Consider the following 25,528-nt stretch of genomic DNA (forward strand, 5'->3'; position numbering starts at 1 on the left):
GAGGTGGGTTAGAATGGATATTATTAACGATGTCAGATTCCATATAATAACGAATAAAGGAGATTGGGACCTTGAATAAAACAAGATTTGAACACGGTATTGCAGGTCGATTACGGATTCACGTATTGCCTACCAATCGCTTTAAAACGTTCGCCATTTCTTTGTATGTGGGGATCCCGCTTTCCGAAGAAACCGTAACTACAACAGCATTAACCCCGTTCGTACTTCGTCGGGGGACAGAGACTTATCCCGAAACAACTCAATTCCGTGAAAGATTAGAACAATTATATGGTGCGGGTTTTGGATTCGATGTATATAAAAGGGGCGATTACCAAATCGTTCAGTTTCGTATGGACACCATTAACGATTCCTTTGTACAGAGTGAGGAGAGTTTACTTGCGTCATCCTTCGCATTTTTAGGTGAGGTTGTTACACGACCTGTATTAGAAGATGGCCATTTCAAAACCGCTTACGTACAGGCAGAGAAGGAGAACGTTCGTAAAAAGTTAGAGTCTATTGTGAATGATAAAATTCGATATGCTGCTGAGCGTTGTTTGGAAGAGATGTGTCGCAATGAGCCATATCGCTTACATCCACTTGGACAACGTAAAGATTTAGATCATATTACGCCAGATTCCCTTTATCGTGCATACCAGAATTGGCTCAATGATTCCAGCATGGATCTTTATGTCGTGGGAGATACCACGCTTGAGGAAGTACAGAAGTTGGTTGAACAACACTTCCACCTAGATAATACGAATCCTGTAGCATATGAATCCAAACAGTCTCTCCGTGAAGTTAACGAGGTTCGAACTATCGTTGAGAAGTTGGATGTGAATCAAGGGAAATTGAACATGGGACTTCGTACATCGATAACCTATGGCGATGACGATTATGCATCAGCACTCATGTACAATGGAATACTTGGAGGTTATCCTCATTCGAAACTGTTCTTGAATGTTCGGGAGAAAGAGAGCTTAGCTTATTATGCTTCTTCACGTTACGATGGTCATAAAGGAATCGGCACCATTCAATCCGGCATTGAGGTTCAAAATTATGAGAAGGCTGTTGAGATCATTGAGAATCAACTAGAGGAAATGCGAACAGGTGAGATTAGCGATTTGGAGATGTCTCAGACCAAGGCTATGATTCGAAACTTGTTACGTGAAATGGATGATTCTGCTTTTGAAATGATATCTTTTGACTTCAATGGTCAATTGTCAGGAAAAGAACGCACCGTAGATCAGTTGGTTCAACAGGTAGAGAGTGTTTCGGTGGAGGATGTGCGTGCTGCAGCATCTACATTTGAATTGGATACGATCTATTTCCTAAAAGGGCAGAAGGAGGAATAGCGGATGAAAAGTATACAATACGATAATTTACAAGAAACGCTATATTACGAAGTCATGGATAATGGCCTCCATGTGTACGTTCTTCCGAAGCAGGGATTCAATAAGACCTACGCTACTTTTGCCACGAAGTATGGATCTGTTGATAACCACTTTCGTGTAGAAGGTCAAGAAGAGATAGCGGTACCTGATGGGATTGCTCATTTCTTGGAACATAAAATGTTTGAGGAACCTCAAGGGGATATATTTGCAACGTTCGCTTCGCAAGGCGCTTCGGCAAATGCTTTTACAAGCTTTGATCAGACAGTATACCTGTTCTCCGCGACAGAGAATATTGAGGCTAATTTGGAAACGTTGATTAATTTTGTACAACATCCTTATTTCACAGATCAGAACGTGGATAAAGAAAAAGGCATTATTGGTCAGGAAATTGGAATGTATGAGGATAATGCGGATTGGCGTGTGTACTTTGGTCTAATTGAAGCGATGTACAAAGTTCATCCTGTGCATATTGATATTGCGGGTACAGTGGAGTCCATAAGTACGATTACGAAGGAAACATTGTATTCTTGCTACAACGCTTTTTATCATCCAAGTAATATGCTTCTATTCGTGGTGGGTGGGGTTAAGCCTGAGGAAGTATTTGAACTTGTGAGAAACAATCAAGCGAAGAAAACGTATGAGCCACAAGGTAATATTGAACGCTTCTTTGAAAAGGAACAGGTAGAAGTAGCAGAGAAAAAACGTGTAAAAAAACTAGCTGTTTCTATGCCTAAGTGTTTATTTGGTTTCAAAGAGAAACATGTGGGATTTGAAGGGGAGGAACTACTGAAGCGGGATCTAACTACCAAGCTTATGCTTGATTTACTGTTTGGTTCAAGTACTCCGTTGTATCAGAAGCTTTATGATGAAGATCTCATCTCAGATAGTTTTGGTTATGAATATAACAGCTCACCGCAGTATGCCTTTTCAATCATTGGTGGGGATACAAGGGATCCCGATCTGTTACTTCAAAGAATTCAAGAAGAAGTAGATGTAATGGTGAAGGCAGGGTTTAAGGAATCAGACTTTGAACGCTCACGTAAAAAGAAAATGGGTGGATATTTACGGATGCTTAATTCACCCGAGAATATCGCACATGAATTTACCAAATACCAGTTCCGAGGTAGCGACTTCTTCTCCATCTTACAAGTGTATGAATCGATTACACTACAAGATGTAAACGAATGTCTACAGGAGCACATTGACTGGAGTCAAGTTGCAGTATCGGTTGTGGTTAACCCTTGAACAATGAGGTAGGGAGAGACTGGACTAAATCATTTGGGGAAATGACAGTTCTGGTTACAGGCGCTAGTAGAGGGATTGGAGCGGCTATAGCAGAGCGTTTCGCGTTAGTAGGTATGAATGTTGTGATTCATTATGGAAAGTCTCATGAAGAGGCAAATGAAGTGGCACGTCTGTGCATGTCTCATGGTGCTAAAGTTCTAACCATTACGGCTGACTTGAAAGATCGAGAACAGATATGCCGCATGCGTGACAAACTTGAAAGTCATGGCTTAATGCCGGATATTCTTGTGAATAATGCTGGAATATCCCATTATGGGATGTTGTCCGACGTAACAGAGGAAATCTGGGATGATGTGATGTCAACCAATTTAAAAGGAATGTTTCTCTGTACACAAGTTTTTATGCCATTTATGATTTCTCAGCGTTATGGACGTATCATCAACATATCATCTGTATGGGGAATCTCGGGGGCTTCTTGCGAAGTTCTTTACTCAACAAGTAAAGGTGGCGTTAATGCTTTTACTAAAGCTTTAGCAAAAGAACTAGCCCCTTCCGGAATTACAGTTAATGCTGTGGCACCTGGTGCGGTCGATACCTCCATGTTGAACCATTTAGAAAAAGATGAACTTCGAATGCTTGAAGAAGAAATACCAGCTGGAAGACTGGCACGGCCTGATGAAATATCATCTCTTGTATATTTCCTGGCTCTTCCAGAATCAGGATATATTAATGGGCAAGTGATTAGTCCTAACGGTGGATGGATCACCTAAACAAATGCTTCCAGTGTTAGAGTGAATAATGAAGACGAATTAAGGTCATATTACAACTGTTGATTTTAAATCTCATGCGTCATAGCTAAGGAGGATTTATATGTCATCAACAGTGCTTAGAAATTTTGACACATGGAAAAAGTTCTTGGGTGAACGAGTGGTGCAAGCTGAAAAAATGGGAATGAGTGAAGATACCATTTCTAAATTAGCTTATGAAATCGGCGATTTCTTAGATGAAAAAGTCGATCCACAGAATTCCTCCAACCGAGCATTAAAAGAATTGTGGGAAGTTGGGGACCAACAAGAACGGCAGACAATTGCCCGTTTAATGGTTAAATTAGCCAAAAAAAACGCATAATTCCATGAGAAAAGCTCCCAAATGGGAGCTTTTCTATAATCATTACAGAGATGCTTGCCTTTCATATTTATTTTATATATCATTAACATGACCCATGATTAGTTGGATGTGAATACAGCCTCTCCCCGATGGGATAGGGGCCTGTTTTGTCGAATATATGGGAAACGTGTTAGTGAGGTGTTAAAATGGATTTTAAAGAGTCTAAACAATGGTACATGGAGTATAGGATACATAAAAACAGACCCGGATTATTGGGAGACATTGCTTCTTTACTGGGGATGTTGGAAGTCAATATACTAACAATTAATGGTGTTGAAGGCGAAACTCGAGGTATGCTTCTTGAAACAGACGATGAAGAGAAGATTCAACTTATGGGAGCCATGCTTAAAAAAGTTGATAATATAACAATTTCTGCATTACGACCTCCGAAACTTGTCGATAAATTGGCGGTACGTCATGGAAGATATATTGACAGAGATTCAGACGATCGTAAAACTTTTCGGTTCACAAGAGATGAGCTTGGTTTGCTTGTCGATTTTTTGGGTGAAATATTTAAAAGGGAAGGCAACCATGTCGTTGGATTAAGGGGCATGCCACGTGTAGGTAAAACGGAATCTATTATTGCAGGTAGCGTATGTGCGATGAAACGCTGGACGTTTGTTTCTTCAACATTACTTCGTCAAACGATACGAAGTCAGCTGTCAGAGGATGAAATGAATCCAAATCATATTTTCATTATAGATGGGATTGTAAGTACGATTAGATCCAGTGAGAAACACTATAATTTACTACAGGATATTATGAATATGCCTAGTACTAAAGTGATTGAGCACCCGGATATTTTTGTTCAAGAGTCCGAATATACATTTGATGATTTCGATATTATTATTGAACTTCGAAATAATCCTGATGAAGAGATTGTATATGATACATTTACCAATGCCTATACGGAAGATTTATAAACCTTTAATCCATTAAAAATTATAAGAAATAGGAGGTGATGGTATGTCTGAACTGGGTCAACAATTAAGAGAGGCCAGACTTGAAAAAGGAATGAGCCTTGATGATGTACAGGAAATGACAAAAATTCGTAAGCGATATTTAGAGGCCATCGAGGCAGGTGACTATAAAGTTCTCCCAGGAAGTTTTTATGTCAGAGCCTTTATCAAGACTTACGCAGAGACGGTAGGTCTTAATCCAGATGAGCTGCTAGAGGAACATAAGGAAGTGTCCTTGTCTCAACCTGAAGCGACAATGGAACCGGTTATTCAGAAACGTTCGAGTAATCGTCCTCCTACGGAACGCAATGTGAAATGGTTGTCTACCGTGTTAATGTGGACCTTCCCTATCCTGATTATTGTTGTTATTTATATTTATGTATCTTCCTTAGATGAGAAGCCAGGTGATAAGACCGTGGACTCTGGACAGAAAATAACAGGAGATCTTCAAGATCCTTCAGTGGATAAGCCGGTTACTGAGCCCACGGGTAATGGGGGGGATACAATAACTACGCCGGATCCAGAAGCTAATGGTGGGACAAACCCGATCGTGACACCACCGGTAGAGGAGATTCCTGAGATTCCTGTGACTCCTGAAGAAGTCCCTGTGACAGTGACTCAGGATAGTAAGAAAGGTAAAGACACGATATATAAGGTGTCTGGAACAGATACTACTCCTATTCCAGTAGTGATCAAGGTTAGAGGCAAGAGTTGGGTAGAAGTTTATAGAGGATCCAGTTCTAAAGGCGAAAAATTGTATTTCGGTAATACGACTGAAGGAGAAGACTTGAATTTCGATATGGACAATCAAGGAATGTACATCAAATCAGGTTACTCTCCTGCGACTGAAATTTCTGTTGCAGGTCAAGTTGTAACGGATGGAAAGACAACATCAAGAATTCTTCTGGAACGAGATACTTCTAAATCTGATGTAAGTACTGGTTCTGATTCTACGAGCACAGATACGCCTAGTTCAACAGAACCAGACGTAGATACAGGAGAATAAGGAATAAGTAGTTACTTTATAGGGAATGATATGACTAGATTCACAAGATCTTGAGTCTTTCATTTTCCGTAAAGTGAGGTGCTTGAAATGACAGTAAGTTGGATTGTAACGGGATTAGGAATTATAGTGAGTCTTCTTGGCTACTATCTTACTCCTGGTGCATGGGGTTACGGTATTTTAGGCTTTGGTATTGCACATATATATCTAGGGATTTTGGATATGTTTCGGCAACCTTCTCGTACCCGATAACGTGGATGCTTCACAAAAAAGGTGTTCCTGTTGAGGCGTTTTCTCAAGGAGTGCCTTTTTTGTTGGATATAGACTTCATTTGAAGAATCATATATATTATGACTGGTAAGTTGATAGAGAGGACGTGGGATGATGAGCTCGGAAAATTCTTTTGATATTGTATCCAAATTTGATTTGCAAGAAATGAACAATGCCCTTACCCAAGCGGAGAAAGAGATTGAAACAAGGTTCGATTTTAAAGGGAGTAAGAGTAGCCTGAAATTGGACAAAGATACACTTGTAATTATCTCCGATGATGAATTTAAACTAAATGCAGTTATTGATATCCTTCAATCCAAAATGGTGAAACGAGGATTAACACTGAAGAATGTGGAGTACGGAAAAATCGAACCGGCTTCGTTGGGAACTGTTCGTCAGAAATTAACGTTGAAACAAGGAATTGATCAGGATAATGCTAAGAAGATAAATGTGTTGATTCGTGATTCCAAATTAAAAGTGAAGAGTCAGATTCAAGGGGATCAAATTCGCGTTACGGGTAAGAGTAAAAATGATTTGCAAGCCATTATGCAGCTGTTACGTAAAGCAGATCTTTCGTTGGATCTTCAGTTTACAAACGTAAAGTAAAGATGTATTAGGATCAAGACATGGTAGTAGCTCTTGTAAATGCTTATATAAAATAATAGATCAGCAATGTGGGTTCATGCCTTTTTGACACTGTATAACCCATATATTATACTTGTAAAGATAAATTAAGGAATATTGGGTTATATCATTGGGGGAGCATGGATAATGACAGAGAGACTCGAGAATTTGACATTTAGTTGCAAGATACGTTTGGCGGATTCAAAGACTGAAGACAGGGAGGTTATCCTGTGAATTTACCCAATCGTATTACGGTAGCTAGAATACTTCTAATTCCTGTTATGATGGTGTTTTTAATGGTTGACTTTAACTTTTATCCGGACCCGATCGTATGGCATTCTTATCAATTGCCTTATAACCAACTGATCGCAGTAATTATTTTCATTATTGCAGCCAGTACGGATGGTATTGATGGTTATCTTGCTCGAAAGAATAATATGGTAACCAATCTGGGCAAACTGCTAGATCCTCTGGCAGATAAGTTGCTGGTAGCAGCTATTCTTATTTCATTAGTTGAGATGGGGAAATGCGACAGTTGGATCGCCATTATCATTATTAGTCGTGAATTCGCTGTTACTGGACTTCGTCAGATTGCATTGCTGGATGGGAAGGTAGTCGCCGCTAGTGCATGGGGTAAAGTCAAAACGGTTATTCAGATTGTAGCGATCATTGCTATGCTGATTAACAACTTTCCATTCGAGTTTATCGATGTTCCATTTGATATTATAGCTACTTGGGCTGCTGGTTTGATCACGTTGTATTCTGGAATTGATTATTTTGTTAAGAATAAGACATTATTGAATATGTCTAACAGTTAACATTGGAATCATTCATATCTGAAATTGGGGCAGTAGGGATTTTTTCCTATTGTCTTTTCTTAAAGTACGGCATTTATGATTCTACGATGTAGGCTGTTTTTGTGGAACTTATTGAAGTGTGAAGTGGAGGTTCTTAGATATGAAGGCAGAAATCATTGCGGTAGGAACAGAATTACTGTTAGGACAGATTGTGAATACCAATGCGCAATTCTTATCCGTAGAGTTGGCGGCCATTGGAATCGATGTTTATTTCCAAACGGTCGTGGGTGACAATCTAACAAGGCTCCAGGAATCCATTCAATTAGCAAGTGAGCGTGCAGATATTATTGTATTAACAGGTGGTATTGGTCCTACACAAGACGATCTAACTAAGGATGCTCTGGCCGCCCTATTGGGACGGAAATTACATATTGACCGTTTGTCTATGGATCATGTAGCTAAGTTCTTTGCCAATCGTCAAGTACCTATGACAGAGAATAACCGAAGACAAGCATTAATCATTGAAGGAAGTACACCTCTCGAGAATGTAACAGGTCTTGCAGTAGGAAATGCACTTTCACATGAAGGCAAGCACTATATCATTCTACCTGGACCACCAAAAGAGATGGCCCCTATGTTCCATGAACAGGCCAAGCCTTGGCTCTTGCAACATGCTCTAACGAATGAAACTCCGATCTATTCAACGATGTTAAAGTTTGCGGGTATTGGAGAATCCCTTCTTGAGGATCGACTATTAGACTTAATCCAGAATCAGAATGATCCTACCATAGCTCCTTATGCAAAAGAGGGTGAAGTAACCGTTCGGATTTCTACAAAAGCTCCTAGTGAAAAGGATGCGATGGTTAAGCTTAACAAATTGGAAAAACAAATTCAGTCGTTACTTCCGGAATACTTGTATGCTTCTGAAGATGTTCCCATTGAGAAGACTATTGTAGATCTGATGACTGATCTGGGATTAACTGTAAGTGCAGCGGAAAGCTGTACTGGAGGTCTATTGATGGAGAGAATTACATCGGTTCCTGGTAGTGCTACTATTTTTCTTGGTGGAATCGTGTGTTACTCCAATGCGATGAAAGAAAAGCTACTAAACGTGCCTCATGACCTTCTTGAAGGAGATGAAGCTCCAGGAGCAGTAAGCGCAGAAGTTGCACAAGTCCTTGCCGAGCAAGTTAGAATGATTACGGATACAGATTTTGGATTGTCTGTTACAGGGGTTGCTGGTCCAGCATATTCTGAGCGTAAACCCGTTGGCATGGTATATATTGCCATTTCACAGCGTGGTAAGAAAACAGAGGTTTTTGAACTTGATTTAAAAGGTAACCGAGAGACTATTCGGCTCCGTACAGTTAAAAGCTTGTTGTATCGTCTGTGGCGTGCTCTAATGCAAAATGATAAGCTACAACAAGATAGTTGAATGATTAATATAGATAGTAGTATACTGTAAATTATACGGAAGAACCGTAGCAAAACAGATATTTTGCTACGGTTCTTTTTCTATCCTAAAGACCCGTAACAAAAAGGGGAAGGGGAATAGATGACTCAAAAAAACGAATGTATGTTCGAAAAATGCTTGGCAAACGTCTTAAAACAAGGTATCATTATATTATAAATATTGAAGGATGTGAGTCTATTGTCAGATCGTAGTGCAGCGCTGGATGTAGCGCTTCGTCAAATAGAGAAACAATTCGGTAAGGGTTCTATTATGAAGTTAGGTGAATCAACACACATGCAGGTAGAGGTTGTTTCCAGTGGATCTTTGGCATTGGATATTGCACTTGGCGTGGGTGGTTTTCCAAAAGGTCGTATTATTGAAGTATACGGCCCAGAGTCATCAGGTAAGACGACTGTAGCTTTACATGCGATTGCTGAGGCTCAAAAAGTTGGTGGAACAGCGGCATTTATTGATGCGGAACATGCGTTGGATCCTAAATATGCCAGCAATTTGGGTGTTAATATCGATGAATTGCTTCTATCTCAACCGGATACAGGTGAACAAGCACTTGAGATTGCTGAAGCTCTTGTACGGAGTGGAGCGGTGGATATTATTGTCATTGACTCTGTTGCTGCGTTGGTACCAAAGGCAGAGATTGAAGGCGAGATGGGAGATTCTCACATGGGTTTACAAGCCCGTCTGATGTCTCAAGCTTTGCGTAAACTTTCAGGCGTTATTAATAAATCGGGAACAACGGCGATCTTCATTAATCAGCTTCGTGAGAAGATTGGTGTGATGTTCGGTAATCCTGAGACTACTCCAGGTGGACGGGCTTTGAAGTTCTACTCCACGATTCGCTTAGATGTGCGTAGAGTAGAAAGTATTAAGAACGGTAACGACATTATAGGTAACCGTACGAAAATTAAAGTGGTGAAGAATAAAGTAGCGCCTCCGTTTAAACAAGCTGATATCGATATGATGTACGGTCTTGGGATTTCGAAAGAAGGAGGCATCATTGATATTGGTACGGATATGGACATCGTAAACAAGAGCGGTGCGTGGTTTTCATACGAAGGCGAGCGTTTAGGTCAAGGTCGTGAGAATGCGAAACAATTCTTGAAGGATCATCCTGAGATTTCTGATGTTATTGAGAAGAAAATTCGTGAAGCTAGCAATTTAACTAATGCTGTCGTTCCTCCTACTGCATCAGAGAAAAAAGAAGAAGAGTTGGAAGAACAAGAACTGCTAGAAATGGAATAGATTCTAAATAATTGTACTCTGATTTGGTAGGGCACCCATATGTGGAATACATAGGGTGCCCTTTGTCTTGTTTATAATTTCTCTGAGGGAAAGTGAGGAGATGTAATCAATGGAAGAATGGAATGACGATCTACAAGAGGAGAACGCTGTTTCCTTGTTCCCCGATGATCAAGAATTGATCATTACAAAGGTGGAACGCGAACCCAAGCAGAAATATCGATATCTTATATCTTTTGGACAATATGTACTGTCGATTCATGAGGATGTCATGATTAAATATAGGATGATCACAGGAAATTCCTTTTGGAAAAAGGAGCTAGAAGAAATTATACTGGTTGATGAGAAGCAACAGGGATATGTTCAGGCACTTAAGTATTTAGAGAGAAAGTCACGAACGAGTAAAGAGATAGAGATTAGACTGAAGCAGAAGGAGACGTCACAGGAAGTCATAGAGGATGTGTTAGCACGTTTAAGTCGTGAGGGTTTAGTAAATGATGCAATGTATGCCCAACAGTGGGTAGAACAGCGAATTACAAGCCAACGCAAGGGAAAAGCATGGGTTAGGCAGGAACTAAGACAAAAAGGTATAGATAAAACGCTAATTACGGAAGCACTTGATGGAGTCAGCTCTGATCAAGAATATGAGAGTGCACTTATTTTAGGAAGAAAAAAGTGGAGTCATGCCAAAGGTGAAACATTAGATAAGAAAAGAAAGACGGGTTCATACCTTATGAGACGCGGTTTCTCTGGCGAGCACGTTAGACGAGTTTTAAATCAAGTGATACAAGAAGAGGAAATTGAGGATGTAGATGATGATCATTTTGAGTTTGAATAAATAAGAATACATGGGATTAAGAGTGATTCCCTTGACAATATCTTTTCACAAATACTAAAATGTAAGAGAATCTATAATCGTATAGAGAATCTTTTTCCTTCCAAAAGAGGTTCTTTCTTATGAAAGATTTTATTGAGCTAATTCATATCAATGAATTTATCGTCAGTAGTTGGCGGACAGTGCATGTGAATATGTACAAATGATCAGTGTTGATAAGCGATTGAGTATGATGTGTAGTAATTGAATGACAACTGTAGAAAAATTCCAAGGATTCCTTGGAGGAACAAACGAGGAGGTGAACAGGATGGATACCGTGATTTGGGTCTTGATCGTTCTCTTCGTAGCCGTGATCTTTGGGTTCGCCGGTTATTTTATTCGCAAATCTATTGCAGAAGCTAAGATTTCCAGTGCTGAAGAAGCTGCCGTTCATATCGTGGAGAGCGCGAAGAAGGAAGCAGAAGCAGTGAAGAAAGAAACGGTACTAGAAGCTAAGGATGAAGTCCATAGAATTCGGTCCGAGGCTGAAAAGGACACTCGTGAACGCCGTAATGAAATTCAACGGCAAGAACGTAGATTGTTGCAAAAAGAAGAGTCGCTGGATAAAAAATTGGAAGCGTTAGAACGTAAAGAAGAACAAGTGGCGAACAAAGAGAAACGAATTGAAGAAACCCAGCAACAAATTGATACGATTTATAAGAGCCAAGTAACAGAATTAGAACGAATTTCGAATTTGACTACAGAAGATGCTAAGAGCATTATTTTGACTAATGTAGAACAAGAAGTTCGTCATGAAACTGCACAAATGATTAAAGACATTGAGCAGCAAGCGAAAGAAGAAGCAGATAAGAAGTCACGTGAAATTATTACATTGGCTATTCAACGCTGTGCAGCCGATCACGTCGCAGAAACTACGGTTTCTGTCGTAACACTTCCGAATGAAGAGATGAAAGGGCGGATTATCGGACGAGAAGGTCGGAATATTCGTGCTCTTGAAACTCTCACAGGAATTGACCTCATTATTGATGATACGCCGGAAGCTGTTATTCTTTCTGGATTTGATCCAATTCGCCGAGAAATCGCTCGTACTGCTCTAGAAAAATTAGTAGCAGATGGTCGAATTCACCCTGCACGTATTGAGGAAATGGTTGAGAAATCCCGTAAAGAAGTGGATGAACGGATACGTGAGTATGGTGAACAAGCTACCTTCGAGGTAGGTGTACATGGATTACATCCTGATCTAATTAAAATTATGGGTCGTTTGAAATTCCGTACAAGCTATGGTCAGAACGTCCTCAAGCACTCCATGGAAGTTGCATACTTAACTGGACTTATGGCAGGAGAGCTTGGAGAAGACATCGTTCTGGCTAAACGTGCCGGATTATTGCATGACATCGGTAAAGCGCTGGATCATGAAGTGGAAGGGTCACACGTTGAAATTGGCGTGGAACTAGCGAAGAAATACAAGGAACATCCAGTGGTTATCAACAGTATTGCTTCACACCATGGTGATGTCGAAGCAACATCTGTCATTGCTATGTTGGTTGGTGCAGCAGATGCCTTGTCAGCTGCTAGACCAGGAGCACGTAGAGAAACATTGGAGACTTACATTAAGCGTCTTGAAAAGTTGGAAGCGATCGCTGAATCATTTGAAGGTGTGGAGAAATCCTTTGCTATTCAAGCCGGACGTGAAGTTCGCGTAATGGTACATCCTGAGAAGATTGATGATGCAGAATCGTTCCGTCTAGCACGTGATATTACGAAGATGATTGAGAATGAACTGGATTATCCAGGACATATTAAAGTAACGGTCATCCGAGAAACTCGTGCGGTTGAATACGCTAAATAATGGTAAATATGAAAAGTGGCCACATTGGGGCCACTTTTCATATTGTTTATATTTAAGGAGGAGAATCGTTATTAACGTTTTATTTATTGGAGATATTGTTGGAGAAGTTGGAAGAAAAGCACTTAAAGCTATATTGCCCGTTTTGAAATCGAAATATAACCCACACATCATTATTGCAAATGGAGAGAATTCCGCTGCTGGTCGAGGAATTACAGAATCAATAGCGAATGACTTCTATAATTGGGGTGTTCATGGTATTACCATGGGTAATCATACGTGGGATAATAAAGATATATTTGAATTTATTGATGATGAGCCAAGAATGGTCCGTCCAGCTAACTTTCCACCAGGAACTCCAGGACTTGGGCATACGGTTATTAAGGCGAATGGGAAAGAGCTGGCGATCGTCAACTTGCAAGGACGTACATTTCTTCCTGCGATTGACTGTCCTTTTCGTAAAAGCGATGAAATTATCGAAGAGTTACGTAAGAAACATAAGTGTATCTTAGTTGATTTTCATGCCGAAGCAACTTCCGAGAAAATATGCATGGGTTGGCATTTAGATGGACGAGTATCTCTAGTAGTGGGAACACATACGCATGTTCAGAGTAATGACGATCGTATTCTGCCTAATGGAACGGCTTATTTAACGGATGCAGGTATGGTAGGACCTAGAGACGGTGCTCTAGGTATGGAAAGAGAAGCTGTTATACGTAAATTTGAGAGTCAGTTACCCGTACGTTTTGTCGTAGATACCGGGAAGTGGCACTTCCACGGTGTATTTGTGCAAATTGATGAGTCTACAGGGAAAGCTACAAAAATAGAGAAAATCCGCTTAGAAGAAGATGAATGGATTATGGAATAACAAAAAAAAGGTATTTTTTCTCCTCTTCGGAATAACATCTAAGTATGTGGATGTGACCATCATCATTCCCAGGGGAGGATCAACTTATGGATGTATTAAAAGTTTCAGCTAAGTCCAATCCTAACTCGGTTGCAGGAGCGCTTGCTGGTGTTCTTCGTGAACGTGGTGTTGCTGAATTGCAAGCGATTGGAGCCGGTGCGTTGAATCAAGCTGTAAAAGCAGTAGCTATTGCCCGGGGATTTGTAGCGCCTAGTGGAGTCGATTTAATCTGTATCCCAGCTTTTACGGATATTGTGATTGATGGGGAAGACCGTACGGCGATTAAATTAATTGTCGAGCCTAGATGATATATGGATTTGTTATATGTTCATTACCTGTTTACTTTTTTAGAGGATAGCTTTACCCTTGTGGTAAAGATGATCTTTAACTGAAGTAAACAGGTTTTTTGCATGGGTATTTATGGTGAGGGAGGCGTTAAACTTGAGACGTGTAGTCGACTTTCATTGTGATGTGCTAAGTAAAATGACAGATGATCCTTCCATTTCTTTTATGAATGACCATAGACTTGATGTTACGTATGAACGATTGCAACATGGAGCCGTTTCACTTCAATGTTTCGCTATTTACTTATTAGAAAAGTGGGGACAACCACGATTTGAATACATATTGAATGGCATTGATGTCTTTCGAAATCGAGTGATCCCATCAGGGGAAGGTGTTGAATGGCTTCGTTGGAAAGATGAAGTGAGTCAGATAACACACGGGAAGCCTTGGGGAATGTTATCGATTGAGGGTGCAGATGGGCTTGAGGGTAACCTATTTTATGTGAAGACAGTGTATGAGCTCGGTGTACGATTTCTTGGATTGACATGGAATTATGCAAATTGGGCAGCTGATGGTGTGCTCGAACCAAGAAAAGGTGGGTTCACTAAGAAGGGGAGACAGCTTGTTGAATTGTGTAATGATATAGGGCTGCTGTTAGATGTATCCCATCTGTCCGAGACAGGGTTCTGGGAACTAGTGGAGATGACGAAGAGACCCTTTATTGCATCACATTCAAATGCTTATGAGGTATGCTCAAATGCACGGAATTTGAGTAATGAACAGATCCGAGCGATTGTAGCGATGGATGGTAGAATTGGTTTAACCTTTGTTCCTTGGTTCGTGAAGAGTGGCTCTAATGTTATAACTCCACATGACCTTATCCCGCACATTGAACATATGTGTGAGCTTGGTGCAGAGAAACATCTGATGTTTGGTTCAGATTTTGATGGGATTGAGTCATGGATTGAAGAGTTGGAGCACCCTGGTAAGTATATCCAATTCGCAGAACTATTACTTCAGTATTATTCGGAAGAGCAAGTGAACTTATGGTTGTCACAGAATGCATTATCTTATCTGGAAGCTTATCTACCCAGTAGAAAGGTAATTACAAAATAAGGATGGATAAATTAGATTTGTTAGTAAACAATATGACAAAACATGTAACAGAACTGAAGAAATTCGGAATTAGGTAACCCTAATATAAAGGGATACCTTTTTATTTTGAGCAAAAAGGATGTATAATGGATGTTGATGTCAGCTTGTAGAGAAAACTAGAGAAAAACTAAGGAGTGAAATTTTCATGAGTAAATCTGTACCTGTAGGTGTGTCGGCAAGACATATTCACCTTACGCAAGAGCATGTAGAAGCATTATTTGGACAAGGGTATCAATTAACAGAATTTAAGCCATTGTCACAACCAGGACAATTTGCAGCAAATGAAACTGTTGCTGTAATTGGGACTAAAGGTCAATTTGATAAAGTTAGAATTTTGGGACCAGCTCGTCCAGCATCACAGTTAGAAATTTCACGCACAGATTCCTTTGCAATTGGTGTTAAAGCACCTGTTCGCGAATCCGGAAATATTGATGGAACTCCAGGAGTTACCATTAAAGGTCCAGCTGGAGAAGTTACGATTGAAGAAGGTGTTATCGTGGCGGCACGTCATATCCACTTCCATACTTCAGACGCACAAGCTTGGGGTATTCAAGATAAACAAATGTTGAAAGTTCGTCTTGGTGGAGAACGTGGATTGGTTCTTGAGAATGTAGTAGCTCGTGTTTCTGATTCGTTTGCATTAGATATGCATATCGATACAGATGAAGCTAACGCATCTGGTGCCAAAACTGGAGATACAGCTGAAATTATTGATTAATCGATATTCAATAATTATTAAGGCATCATTCACACAATCTATTTGTGCGATTGATGCCTATTTTCGTATAAATAATTAAGGAATCACTCTAGTCAGGTGGATTGGGGAGGATCATCGTTGAAATTTTGTTCATTACTTTCTGAATATGTTAGAATATCTATATATTCAAATTGTTGAACATATAGGGAGAGAAGGTTATGTATCAAGAAATACAACATTTCAAATCGGACTTTTTCAAGGCCTTAGCGCATCCCCTACGTATAAGAATCCTCGAAGCTTTGGTTGAGGGTGATAAGAACGTAAATGAATTACAGACAATATTAGGTAGCGAGGGCTCTGCAGTTTCTCAACAACTATCTGTATTAAGAAGTAAAAACGTGGTGTATGGGATAAAAGATGGAACATCAGTCATCTATTCTTTGACAGATCCATTGATTAAGGATTTGCTTGTTGTCGCTAAACAAATATTTGATAATCATCTTGTAAATACGATCTCGATCTTAGAAAACATAAAAAATCAATAACTCCAAATAAAGAGAAGCATTTCGAACGAATAATTCCGTTCCCGATTTGCTTCTTTTTTTCTGGATAGATGGACGTGTTATCAATGGTATATTTCATTGACACTAATCACTTTAGGATATATGATTTTATATATATTCAAATAATCAGATATATTGATTGAGGGGTTAGTTATGAAATTCTCTTTTACAGGCAGATATTTAGGCTACAATAGGAGATCCTTGCAAAAAGACATCATATCAGGTCTTATTGTGGGTATCGTTGCCATTCCACTAGGGATGGCTTTTGCAATTGCATCAGGTGTTAAGCCTGAATATGGATTATATACTACGATCATCGCAGGAATACTCATTTCCTTGTTAGGGGGATCTAAATTTCAGATTGGGGGTCCTACGGGAGCTTTTATTCCCATCATCTTTGCGATTGTGATGCAATATGGATATGAGAATTTATTAATTGCTGGTTTTATGGCAGGGATATTGTTGTTTTTAATGGGTTTATTTAAGCTGGGTGGAGTTATAAAATTTATACCACATCCCGTTACGATTGGATTTACTACGGGGATAGCAGTGACTATTTTTACAGGTCAAATAGCGAATTTCTTAGGGTTACAAAATCTTGAAAAACACGAATACTTCCTGTCGAATATGAAAGAGTTGGGTATGCATATTGCAACAACTAATGGGTATAGCTTGTTAGTCGCTGCAATTTGTTTGATAGCCATCATTATAACACCTAAATTATTCTCCAAAGTCCCTGGTTCGCTTGTGGGATTGTTAGTCTCGACGCTGGTAGCAGCTACCTTATTCCCAGATAAGATTGCAACGATTGGCTCAACGTATGGAGCGATTTCGAGTAGCTTACCTAGCGCACACCTGCCGGATCTTGGAATGGATAACATTCAAAAACTAATCAAGCCCGCATTCATCATTGCGATGTTAGGTGGAATTGAATCGTTATTATCAGCCGTGGTAGCGGATGGGATGGGTAATACGAAACATAACAGTAACAGAGAACTTATGGGGCAAGGGATAGCGAATATGATTACACCCTTGTTCGGTGGGATTCCCGCAACGGGCGCTATAGCCAGAACAGCGACGAATATTAAGAATGGAGCGGTATCTCCCTTTTCTGGAATTATCCATGGAGTCGTGGTCTTGTTAGTTCTCATTCTCTTCGCACCCTATGCCTCCAGAATTCCATTAGCAAGTATGGCACCTATTTTAATGGTTGTAGCTTGGAATATGAGTGAACGTAAAGCGTTTATTCATATTATTAAAACGAGATCCGCAGAAGCATGGGTCCTATCCACGACATTCATTCTGACGGTATTCACAGACCTAACGACGGCTGTTGAGGTGGGCTTGTTATTATCTGCTATCATCTTTATTAAACATATGAGCGAGCTTCTGAGCGTATCTAAGGTCTTACCAGATCACTCAGCTAAAAATGATAAGGTAGCATCGCACATCGTAAATGAAAATCATAATTGTCCCTATATTAGTATTTATACGGTTGAAGGTGCCTTATTCTTCGGTGCGGCGAATCAATTCGAAGAATCATTAATGAGCGAAATGGATCACATGCCTAGGTTGCTCATATTGAGAATGGAGAATGTACCTTACCTGGATTCTACAGGAGAATCGAACTTTGCGAATATATTAAAACAGATTGCGACACATGGAGGTCAAGTGTTGATCTCCGAGATACAGGATCAGCCTCATCAGATCCTACAAAGAACTCATTTAGAGGAATTCATCAGACCTGAACACTTTTTTGAACAGACAGGCGAGGCGATTAGTTATGCTTTAACCCATTTGGATATATCGTATTGTCAGGGATGTAAGTCTAAGGCGTTCCGGGAGTGTCATCAAAGGTGTGCGGAGGTTCTAAGAGAACCTGTTGAATATAAACCATTACAACCTAAAGCTATGGAATAAGTGAAAAATAATGAAATGGAAGTTGCTCTCAGATTTAGATTTCTCCCATACGTAAGATGGATATACTCGTAACAGTTATGTTATAATTTCATATTGAGCCTAAAGAAAATTGCTATGGTATTTATTATAGAAGGAAGTGATAACCTATGAAAAAAGGGAGCCAAGAACCATCGGACTTAAAATCCGAAAAGGTGAAGGTCAAAGATTACTCTACATATTTTGATTTCTCTGATGCTAAGGTTCTATCGGAAGATGAGTTTGGAAAGAGAATTCGGATTAAGGGCCGTGAGATTAATATTAAGTCGGAACCTAACCATAGGCAGGAAAAACAACGGGGCAAAGAAGATGTTCAGGTGTTGTATGGTAATGCCGTTCCAGACGAGCTCAAGGGCATAGGAGAAGGCAAACATTATATTGTCTATACATTTGGTTGCCAAATGAATGAACACGATACAGAGACGATTAAAGGTCTTCTAGAGCATATGGGATATCGTAGCACAGAGGATCGTAAAGTGGCTGACATTATTCTACTTAATACCTGTGCTATTCGAGAGAATGCGGAGGATAAAGTGTTCGGGGAACTAGGGCACCTGATGCATTTGAAGACTGTGAAACCTGATCTCTTACTTGGCGTGTGTGGATGTATGGCTCAAGAAGAGAATGTGGTTAATCGGATTTTGCAAAAGCATGGTTTCGTCGACATGATCTTCGGTACACATAACATTCACAGATTGCCTTACTTGATTAAGGAAGCACTATTCAGTAAAGAGCTAGTTGTTGATGTATGGTCCAAAGAAGGCGACATTATTGAGAACCTTCCGAAGAAGCGCGAAGGTATGAGAGCATGGGTTAACATTATGTACGGTTGCGATAAGTTCTGTACGTATTGCATCGTTCCGTTTACTCGCGGTAAAGAACGTAGTCGCCGACCTGAAGATGTTATTGCAGAAGTGAGAGATCTTGCACGTCAAGGCTTCAAAGAAGTTACGTTACTTGGACAAAATGTGAATGCATACGGTAAGGATTTCACAGATATCACATACAGTTTCGCGGACTTAATGGACGATATGAGACTTATTGATATTCCGCGTGTTAGATTCACAACGTCGCATCCAAGAGATTTCGATGATCAGTTGGTTAGTGTACTAGCTAAGGGTGGTAATCTGGTAGAACATATTCATCTGCCTGTTCAATCGGGAAGTACGGAAGTTCTGAAGAGAATGAGTCGTAAATATTCGCGAGATCGTTACATGGAATTAGCTAATAAGATTAAAGAAGCTATTCCCAATGTAGGATTAACGACCGATATTATCGTTGGGTTCCCAGGGGAAACGGATGAACAGTTCGAAGAGACGATGACACTAGTTAATGAAATTGGATACGATTCAGCATTTACTTTTATATACTCTCCACGCGAGGGAACTCCTGCAGCAATTATGGAAGACAATGTTCCGATGGAAGTGAAGAAAGAGCGATTGCAGCGTCTCAATAGAGCGATTGAATTGAACAGTCGGTTGAACAATGAGAAGATGCAAGGGAGAATCGTGGAAGTGCTCGTAGAAGGTGAGAGTAAGAACAATGAGACTGTGTTAGCGGGTAGAACTCGTAGCAACAGACTAGTTCATTTTGAAGGTGGCAAAGAACTGATCGGGTCACTTGTGAATGTTGAGATAAGTGAAGTTAAGACATGGTATATTAAGGGGAAGATTGTAACGGAATCAATTATTGTAAATTCATAGATAAGGAGTGATCACTGTGGCGCAAGAGCAAGGTCAATTGAATAAATATGGGATGATGTCATATGATACACGGAACTTAGTTATTCAAGAAGACGTTATGGCTAAAGCAAAAGAGTTAGCGAACTTAATATCTAGTAGTGAAGAAGTACAGCAATTTCAGCAAGCGGAAGCAAAGATTCAGAACCATGAGCGTGTACAAGATCTAATTAGTGTCATTAAGAAGAAGCAAAAGGAGATCGTAGCTTTTGAATCTTTTGGAAATAAAGACATGGTTGCCAAGATCGAGGCTGAGATTGCAGTCTTACAAGATGAGATTGATGGTATACCTGTAGTAGTAGAATTTCAGCAGAGTCAGAGTGATATTAACTATTTATTGCAGCTAGTCATATCAGTTATCCACGATACTGTGTCTGAAAAAGTAAATGTCGAAGTGGGGACAGATTCTCCTCCATCTAGTTGCGGCTAAGAATGAACAAGGTTGCGGATATATATCCGCGCCTTTTTGTTGATGTATAAGTAAAAATAACTAAACACAGACATATAGGGGGAGCATAATATGGAAGGCTTAGACAGCATGATCTCCAAAGGTCAGGATACGTTTTGGGGATTTCTCGGATGTGAATTTATTTCAGGCAATGGACAAGAAGTGAAGATTGCGTTAAATGCTGAGAAACATCACACAAATTCGTTAGGTATTGTTCATGGTGGGGTTCTAACTTCACTTATGGATCAGGCGATGGGGATGGTAGCTACAGCGGCTAAAAATGTGGATGCATGTGTAACAACAAATATGAATGTACACTTTGTATCACCAATGAAACAAGGGCGGCTTACGGTAACTGCTATCGTAATTCATGAAGCGGGACGTAGTTTAACGACAGAAGCACGTATTCATGACAGTGAAGGTACGTTAGGATGTATATCGACAGGAAGTTTCCGTGTATTAAATATCAAATAGGTATGGAAGAATATTGGATAAGGCTTGACAAATATATTTAATAGATCATAATGATAATATCAAATAGAATGTTATGTGGTGATACGAGATGAATGAAGAAGAGAATCAACCCGAAACTTATAATGCAAAGAAATATCGTACGCCGGATGGTGTTCCTGCAGACATTGTTATGTTTACCCTGACGAAACGAGAACGCAAGACTGTTACGAAGACGTTACCTATTCGTGAACTTAAGGTCATGCTGATCCGTCGTAAGTCTTGGCCATATGCAGGTATGTGGGCATTGCCTGGGGGATTCTGCCAAGAAAGTGAATCCATCTATGACGCTGCTAAGCGAGAATTGAAAGAAGAAACGGGCGTAGACGGTGGTCATCTAGAATATTTAGGTGTCTACAGTCAACCGGGTCGAGACCCACGGGGTTGGATTATTAGTAATGCTTTCTTTGCACTCGTAGAAGAATGGATGTTGGAACAACGCCAAGCTGCGGATGATGCAGGAGAAGTAGGACTGTTCGGCATTCATGAAGCCCTCGATCAATTAGAGCTTGCTTTCGATCATCGTGAGATTATCCGGGATGCTTATGTAAGAATTCAACAGAAGATGTTGCAGACGACGATAGCTAAGCAATTTTTACCGAAGCATTTCACACTGAGTGAGCTATACCAAGTTATTCAGACGGTTGTGCCGGAATTTAAAGAGCCAAATTTCATTCGCAAAATCACTTCTACACGGAGTAGACAAGGTATTCTTGAAGAAGTGAAGGATGAGACAGGCAAGAAGGTTAGCTCCAATCAATATTCTCAACGCTCTGCACAAATGTATATGTTTACAGATGATGTTCCTTTATTATCGATCTATACTTGATTTAACAATCTTTACTTAACAATGAATTAATTAATGAGGAGTGGGATGATGAAAGCACTAATCGTCATTGATTTTACCTATGATTTCGTGGAAGGTAGTCTTCCCGTGGGACAGCCCGGCATAGACATTCAAGAGACTATTGCGATCATCACACAGAAGTATGTAGATCAAGGTGATTTCGTTATTATGGCCGTCGATCTTCATGAGGAGAATGATCCTTATCATCCGGAGACTGCTTTATTCCCGCCCCATAATATCCGAGGTACACAAGGTAGAGAATTGTATGGTGATTTAGCTGATGTCTATCAGCGAAATCAAGAGTCTATCTATTGGATGGATAAGACGAGATACAGTGCTTTTTGTGGGACAAATCTAGACATCTTACTCAAGGAACGTGGAATTACTGAGGTTCATCTAATCGGAGTGTGTACAGATATCTGCGTGCTCCATACGGCTGTTGATGCGTACAATAAGGGATATAGCATTACGGTGTTTGAGGACGCTGTGGCTAGCTTTAATCCTGGTGGACATGAATGGGCTCTACAACACTTCACAAATAGTCTAGGCGCTCATGTGATTAGAGGTTCATAAACATCTACTCCTTTTCATGTATACAACAAGGAACCGCAGAATAACAAGGGGGAGAACGTCGTGCAAACAGAAGATCTTGCGTTACATACTGATAAATATCAGATAAATATGATGTATGCGCACTGGCATTTAGGCACGCATGACCGTAAGGCAGTATTTGAAGCCTATTTCCGAAAACTTCCTTTCGGTAATGGTTATGCCGTGTTTGCAGGGTTGGAGCGAATTATTAATTATATATCTAATCTTCAATTTACAGAGGAAGATATACAATATCTCGCGGAACAAGAAGAAAATTATGATCCTGCCTTTTTGGATGAATTGCGTCAATTCCGTTTTCAGGGAACTATTTATTCCATGCAAGAAGGGGCTTTAGTATTTCCAAACGAACCTCTAATCCGAGTGGAAGGTAGGCTGATGGAAACACAGTTAGTGGAGACGGCACTCCTTAATTTTATGAACTTCCAGACGCTGATTGCCACCAAAGCATCAAGGATTAAGCAGGTTGCAGGACAGGACATGTTACTAGAATTTGGGACACGTCGTGCACAAGAGGCGGATGCTGCAGTCTGGGGAGCTCGTGCAGCTTATATTGCGGGATTCCATGCAACATCTAATATGCTAGCAGGTAAGAAATTTGGGATTCCAACGAAAGGTACACATGCGCATTCATGGGTACAGAGTTTTAACAGTGAACAAGAATCTTTCGATGCTTATGCGAAGGTACTTCCGAATCAAGTGTCATTATTAGTGGATACGTACGATACGCTGAATAGTGGTGTACCACATGCCATTGAGACAGCTAAGTACTTATCATCGATTGGGAAGGAATTATCTGCGATTCGCTTAGACAGTGGTGACTTAGCTTATCTCTCTATTGAGGCTCGTAAAATGTTAGATGAAGCAGGTCTACCTAACGTTAAGATCGTCGCATCGAACGATTTAGATGAGAATACCATTCTCGATTTAAAGAGTCAGGGTGCCCGGATTGATACATGGGGAGTTGGAACACAACTAATTACAGCGGCTGACCAACCTTCTCTAGGTGGTGTATATAAGCTTGTTGAGCGAGAAGTAGATCATGTGATGAAACCAACCATCAAAATTTCTGCTAATCCTGAGAAGGTATCTACACCTGGTAAGAAAGATGTTTATCGGATTATTGATCGAACCAGTGGTAAAGCGTTGGCAGATTATATTTGTCATCCTGAAGAGGTTCAAATACGTGAAGGTGCACCTATTAAATTGTTCAACCCGCAACATTCCTATTTACAAAAGACGATTCGTAATTATGATGCGATTCCTATGCTTGAGCCTATCTTTGTGGATGGCAATAAAGTATATGAATTACCGACACTGGATGCGATTCGTAAATTCCATAAAGAACAGCTAAATCTATTCTGGCCGCAATATCTGCGAAAGCTAAATCCAGAAATATATCGTACGAATATTAGCGAGAAGGTATGGGAGTTAAAGAAAAACATGATGGCTGAATACATGGAAGATGAGGATGTATAAGCTATAACCTAAAAGCACGTTAAAGATCCCAAGGGATCTTTAACGTGCTTTTAGGTATGAGAAATAGTGAATGATGATGTTGCTTCTGGTATATGAACCGATGGAGCGTCCTTTGCAAAAAGGACGCTCCATCTTTTTTTTTGAAAATATAAGAATTTATAAGTATTTCTGCTTATACATAGGATTATATTTCAACGCTAAACGTTTCATTGCCGCTAAAGGACGGCGAAGCCGTTTATGCTTGTATGGATATAGATCATGAAATGTTATGTATTCGTAGAGAATTATTTCTCGGGAAAGCGCAGGAGTTGTCAAATTACATTCTTGTTCGACAAGGGATTAAAGGTGCATAGACAGGCTCCGTATCGACTGAATATGATTTTTATCATATCTAAAATTTGTGATATTTCGTTAAATGAAAGCATCTACATTTTACAGAAAATATCCTGAGAGGGGTTATGTCGGTGGTAAATCTACCAAAAGTGAATGAGCTGGGTTTCTTTGAAATTCGGTTAGAATCAATTGGAGGTCTTGGGGCAAATCTTGCTGGCAAAATGCTAGCTGAAGCGGGTGTTGAAGGAGCAGGACTGAACGGGGTTAGTTTCTCCTCATATGGTTCTGAGAAGAAGGGCTCTCCTGTTAAAGCACACATCCGATTTTGTGATTTAAATACACCCATTCGGGATACATCTCCTGTAGAGCGTCCTCATGTGGTCTGTATTTTTCATGAAGCTTTAGCTAAGACCGTCAATGTAGTCAGTGGAATTTATGCAGATAGTATAGTCTTAATTAACTCGCAGAAGTCACCTGAACAATTAAAGAGTACGCTAAATATGCTCGGAGGAACAATTGCTGTCATTGATGCAACAGGGATTGCTTTAACTGAGAAGAATCGCGTTAATATGGCTATGTTAGGCGCAATGTTCCGATTGTGTCCTTTTCTAGACCCAGATACCATGAAGGACGTTATCCGCAAATCACTTGAAAGTAAGTATCCGCAAAGTGTTGCTTCAGCATTGAACACATTTGATCGTGGGTACAACGAAGTTGCGATTCAGGAGTTCCCTTTACAAGATGGATTAACAATGCCTGAATTTGTACGTGCAGATACACCTGTGCTTGGATATGAGACACAGTCCATCGGAGGAGTGATAACGAATCCTGGGAATAGCTTTTTAAAGAATCTCAGTATTTCACGTTCTGGGATGATGCCTCATTTTGAAGTAGATGATTGTATTCATTGTGCTCAATGTGACACAGTATGCCCAGACTTATGCTTTGTATGGGAAGAGCAGCCTGATAAAAAGGGAAGACCACAAATGTTCCTAAAAGGGATTGACTTCCAGTATTGCAAAGGGTGTCTGAAATGTATTGAAGCATGTCCAACAGATGCGCTTTCTAAAGTGCTTGAAGAAGATGGAGCAGCAGATGCACAGACCGTTAAGCAAGTTTTTGATTACGTTTAGAACAATGGTGAAAGGTGGGA

26 protein-coding genes are annotated in these 25,528 nt (G+C 40.1%); all 26 read left to right on the forward strand.

What is annotated here, in order from left to right:
• Positions 1-71 precede the first annotated feature (71 nt).
• The 26 genes from yfmF (at position 72) to AC1D7X_RS04120 (ending at position 25,508) form a co-directional block, all read left to right on the forward strand.
• Positions 72-1,352 (forward strand): EF-P 5-aminopentanol modification-associated protein YfmF, encoded by a 1,281-nt coding sequence (yfmF, locus tag AC1D7X_RS03995; RefSeq protein ID WP_495456203.1) that lies wholly within the window; start codon positions 72-74, stop codon positions 1,350-1,352.
• A gap of 3 nt (positions 1,353-1,355) precedes the next feature.
• Positions 1,356-2,636, forward strand: coding sequence for an EF-P 5-aminopentanol modification-associated protein YfmH (yfmH, locus tag AC1D7X_RS04000; RefSeq protein ID WP_495456202.1), 1,281 nt, complete (start codon positions 1,356-1,358; stop codon positions 2,634-2,636).
• Between the two features lie 41 nt (positions 2,637-2,677).
• Complete coding sequence (gene ymfI / locus AC1D7X_RS04005) at positions 2,678-3,406, forward strand: elongation factor P 5-aminopentanone reductase (protein WP_495456201.1); 729 nt, start codon at positions 2,678-2,680, stop codon at positions 3,404-3,406.
• 100 nt (positions 3,407-3,506) lie between these two features.
• The gene (locus tag AC1D7X_RS04010; protein ID WP_495456200.1) at positions 3,507-3,764 is read left to right on the forward strand and encodes a DUF3243 domain-containing protein; all 258 of its coding nucleotides are present in this window, start codon (positions 3,507-3,509) and stop codon (positions 3,762-3,764) included.
• 185 nt (positions 3,765-3,949) lie between these two features.
• Positions 3,950-4,726: a DUF3388 domain-containing protein gene (locus AC1D7X_RS04015; RefSeq protein ID WP_495456199.1), complete on the forward strand. Its 777-nt coding sequence runs from the start codon at positions 3,950-3,952 to the stop codon at positions 4,724-4,726.
• A 43-nt stretch (positions 4,727-4,769) separates the two neighbouring features.
• A complete protein-coding gene (locus AC1D7X_RS04020) occupies positions 4,770-5,768 on the forward strand; it encodes a helix-turn-helix domain-containing protein (RefSeq protein WP_495456198.1) in 999 nt (332 codons plus the stop codon).
• Between the two features lie 87 nt (positions 5,769-5,855).
• A complete protein-coding gene (locus AC1D7X_RS04025) occupies positions 5,856-6,017 on the forward strand; it encodes a hypothetical protein (RefSeq protein ID WP_495456197.1) in 162 nt (53 codons plus the stop codon).
• Between the two features lie 132 nt (positions 6,018-6,149).
• Positions 6,150-6,641, forward strand: a complete 492-nt coding sequence (locus tag AC1D7X_RS04030; protein WP_495456389.1) for a YajQ family cyclic di-GMP-binding protein — start codon at positions 6,150-6,152, stop codon at positions 6,639-6,641.
• Between the two features lie 248 nt (positions 6,642-6,889).
• Positions 6,890-7,477, forward strand: coding sequence for a CDP-diacylglycerol--glycerol-3-phosphate 3-phosphatidyltransferase (gene pgsA / locus AC1D7X_RS04035; RefSeq protein ID WP_495456196.1), 588 nt, complete (start codon positions 6,890-6,892; stop codon positions 7,475-7,477).
• 139 nt (positions 7,478-7,616) lie between these two features.
• On the forward strand, positions 7,617-8,891 hold the full coding sequence (locus tag AC1D7X_RS04040; RefSeq protein WP_495456195.1) for a competence/damage-inducible protein A: 1,275 nt from the start codon (positions 7,617-7,619) through the stop codon (positions 8,889-8,891).
• Between the two features lie 216 nt (positions 8,892-9,107).
• Positions 9,108-10,169, forward strand: coding sequence for a recombinase RecA (gene recA, locus AC1D7X_RS04045; protein ID WP_495456194.1), 1,062 nt, complete (start codon positions 9,108-9,110; stop codon positions 10,167-10,169).
• A 109-nt stretch (positions 10,170-10,278) separates the two neighbouring features.
• Positions 10,279-11,004, forward strand: a complete 726-nt coding sequence (locus tag AC1D7X_RS04050; protein WP_495456193.1) for a regulatory protein RecX — start codon at positions 10,279-10,281, stop codon at positions 11,002-11,004.
• 304 nt (positions 11,005-11,308) lie between these two features.
• Positions 11,309-12,850 (forward strand): ribonuclease Y, encoded by a 1,542-nt coding sequence (gene rny, locus AC1D7X_RS04055; RefSeq protein WP_495456192.1) that lies wholly within the window; start codon positions 11,309-11,311, stop codon positions 12,848-12,850.
• A gap of 70 nt (positions 12,851-12,920) precedes the next feature.
• The gene (locus tag AC1D7X_RS04060) at positions 12,921-13,715 is read left to right on the forward strand and encodes a TIGR00282 family metallophosphoesterase (protein WP_495456388.1); all 795 of its coding nucleotides are present in this window, start codon (positions 12,921-12,923) and stop codon (positions 13,713-13,715) included.
• A gap of 86 nt (positions 13,716-13,801) precedes the next feature.
• Positions 13,802-14,062: a stage V sporulation protein S gene (locus AC1D7X_RS04065; protein WP_068534754.1), complete on the forward strand. Its 261-nt coding sequence runs from the start codon at positions 13,802-13,804 to the stop codon at positions 14,060-14,062.
• Positions 14,063-14,195: 133 nt separating this feature from the next.
• Positions 14,196-15,155, forward strand: a complete 960-nt coding sequence (locus AC1D7X_RS04070) for a dipeptidase (protein WP_495456191.1) — start codon at positions 14,196-14,198, stop codon at positions 15,153-15,155.
• Positions 15,156-15,339: 184 nt separating this feature from the next.
• The gene (pduL, locus tag AC1D7X_RS04075) at positions 15,340-15,912 is read left to right on the forward strand and encodes a phosphate propanoyltransferase (protein WP_495456190.1); all 573 of its coding nucleotides are present in this window, start codon (positions 15,340-15,342) and stop codon (positions 15,910-15,912) included.
• Between the two features lie 197 nt (positions 15,913-16,109).
• A complete protein-coding gene (locus AC1D7X_RS04080; protein ID WP_495456189.1) occupies positions 16,110-16,436 on the forward strand; it encodes an ArsR/SmtB family transcription factor in 327 nt (108 codons plus the stop codon).
• Between the two features lie 171 nt (positions 16,437-16,607).
• The gene (locus AC1D7X_RS04085; protein WP_495474690.1) at positions 16,608-18,374 is read left to right on the forward strand and encodes a SulP family inorganic anion transporter; all 1,767 of its coding nucleotides are present in this window, start codon (positions 16,608-16,610) and stop codon (positions 18,372-18,374) included.
• A 146-nt stretch (positions 18,375-18,520) separates the two neighbouring features.
• Complete coding sequence (gene miaB, locus AC1D7X_RS04090) at positions 18,521-20,113, forward strand: tRNA (N6-isopentenyl adenosine(37)-C2)-methylthiotransferase MiaB (RefSeq protein WP_495474691.1); 1,593 nt, start codon at positions 18,521-18,523, stop codon at positions 20,111-20,113.
• A gap of 52 nt (positions 20,114-20,165) precedes the next feature.
• On the forward strand, positions 20,166-20,579 hold the full coding sequence (locus tag AC1D7X_RS04095; protein WP_495456387.1) for a YlbF/YmcA family competence regulator: 414 nt from the start codon (positions 20,166-20,168) through the stop codon (positions 20,577-20,579).
• A gap of 90 nt (positions 20,580-20,669) precedes the next feature.
• Positions 20,670-21,071 (forward strand): PaaI family thioesterase, encoded by a 402-nt coding sequence (locus AC1D7X_RS04100; RefSeq protein ID WP_495474692.1) that lies wholly within the window; start codon positions 20,670-20,672, stop codon positions 21,069-21,071.
• A gap of 88 nt (positions 21,072-21,159) precedes the next feature.
• Positions 21,160-21,936 (forward strand): NUDIX domain-containing protein, encoded by a 777-nt coding sequence (locus AC1D7X_RS04105; protein ID WP_495456185.1) that lies wholly within the window; start codon positions 21,160-21,162, stop codon positions 21,934-21,936.
• Positions 21,937-21,984: 48 nt separating this feature from the next.
• Positions 21,985-22,527, forward strand: coding sequence for a cysteine hydrolase family protein (locus tag AC1D7X_RS04110; protein ID WP_495474770.1), 543 nt, complete (start codon positions 21,985-21,987; stop codon positions 22,525-22,527).
• A 60-nt stretch (positions 22,528-22,587) separates the two neighbouring features.
• Positions 22,588-24,042, forward strand: coding sequence for a nicotinate phosphoribosyltransferase (locus AC1D7X_RS04115; protein WP_495456184.1), 1,455 nt, complete (start codon positions 22,588-22,590; stop codon positions 24,040-24,042).
• Positions 24,043-24,506: 464 nt separating this feature from the next.
• Positions 24,507-25,508 (forward strand): 2-oxoacid:acceptor oxidoreductase family protein, encoded by a 1,002-nt coding sequence (locus AC1D7X_RS04120; RefSeq protein ID WP_495456183.1) that lies wholly within the window; start codon positions 24,507-24,509, stop codon positions 25,506-25,508.
• Positions 25,509-25,528 lie beyond the last annotated feature (20 nt).

Source organism: Paenibacillus sp. Y568, from assembly GCF_059445545.1.

Excerpts from the sequence above, each read along its gene's own strand:
- yfmH (WP_495456202.1), top strand. The coding sequence starts at position 1,356 with ATGAAAAGTATACAATACGATAATTTACAAGAAACGCTATATTACGAA.
- ymfI (WP_495456201.1), top strand. The coding sequence starts at position 2,678 with ATGACAGTTCTGGTTACAGGCGCTAGTAGAGGGATTGGAGCGGCTATA.
- AC1D7X_RS04010 (WP_495456200.1), top strand. The coding sequence starts at position 3,507 with ATGTCATCAACAGTGCTTAGAAATTTTGACACATGGAAAAAGTTCTTG.
- AC1D7X_RS04015 (WP_495456199.1), top strand. The coding sequence starts at position 3,950 with ATGGATTTTAAAGAGTCTAAACAATGGTACATGGAGTATAGGATACAT.
- AC1D7X_RS04020 (WP_495456198.1), top strand. The coding sequence starts at position 4,770 with ATGTCTGAACTGGGTCAACAATTAAGAGAGGCCAGACTTGAAAAAGGA.
- AC1D7X_RS04025 (WP_495456197.1), top strand. The coding sequence starts at position 5,856 with ATGACAGTAAGTTGGATTGTAACGGGATTAGGAATTATAGTGAGTCTT.
- AC1D7X_RS04030 (WP_495456389.1), top strand. The coding sequence starts at position 6,150 with ATGAGCTCGGAAAATTCTTTTGATATTGTATCCAAATTTGATTTGCAA.
- AC1D7X_RS04040 (WP_495456195.1), top strand. The coding sequence starts at position 7,617 with ATGAAGGCAGAAATCATTGCGGTAGGAACAGAATTACTGTTAGGACAG.
- AC1D7X_RS04050 (WP_495456193.1), top strand. The coding sequence starts at position 10,279 with ATGGAAGAATGGAATGACGATCTACAAGAGGAGAACGCTGTTTCCTTG.
- rny (WP_495456192.1), top strand. The coding sequence starts at position 11,309 with ATGGATACCGTGATTTGGGTCTTGATCGTTCTCTTCGTAGCCGTGATC.
- AC1D7X_RS04065 (WP_068534754.1), top strand. The coding sequence starts at position 13,802 with ATGGATGTATTAAAAGTTTCAGCTAAGTCCAATCCTAACTCGGTTGCA.
- pduL (WP_495456190.1), top strand. The coding sequence starts at position 15,340 with ATGAGTAAATCTGTACCTGTAGGTGTGTCGGCAAGACATATTCACCTT.
- AC1D7X_RS04080 (WP_495456189.1), top strand. The coding sequence starts at position 16,110 with ATGTATCAAGAAATACAACATTTCAAATCGGACTTTTTCAAGGCCTTA.
- AC1D7X_RS04085 (WP_495474690.1), top strand. The coding sequence starts at position 16,608 with ATGAAATTCTCTTTTACAGGCAGATATTTAGGCTACAATAGGAGATCC.
- miaB (WP_495474691.1), top strand. The coding sequence starts at position 18,521 with ATGAAAAAAGGGAGCCAAGAACCATCGGACTTAAAATCCGAAAAGGTG.
- AC1D7X_RS04095 (WP_495456387.1), top strand. The coding sequence starts at position 20,166 with ATGATGTCATATGATACACGGAACTTAGTTATTCAAGAAGACGTTATG.
- AC1D7X_RS04100 (WP_495474692.1), top strand. The coding sequence starts at position 20,670 with ATGGAAGGCTTAGACAGCATGATCTCCAAAGGTCAGGATACGTTTTGG.
- AC1D7X_RS04105 (WP_495456185.1), top strand. The coding sequence starts at position 21,160 with ATGAATGAAGAAGAGAATCAACCCGAAACTTATAATGCAAAGAAATAT.
- AC1D7X_RS04110 (WP_495474770.1), top strand. The coding sequence starts at position 21,985 with ATGAAAGCACTAATCGTCATTGATTTTACCTATGATTTCGTGGAAGGT.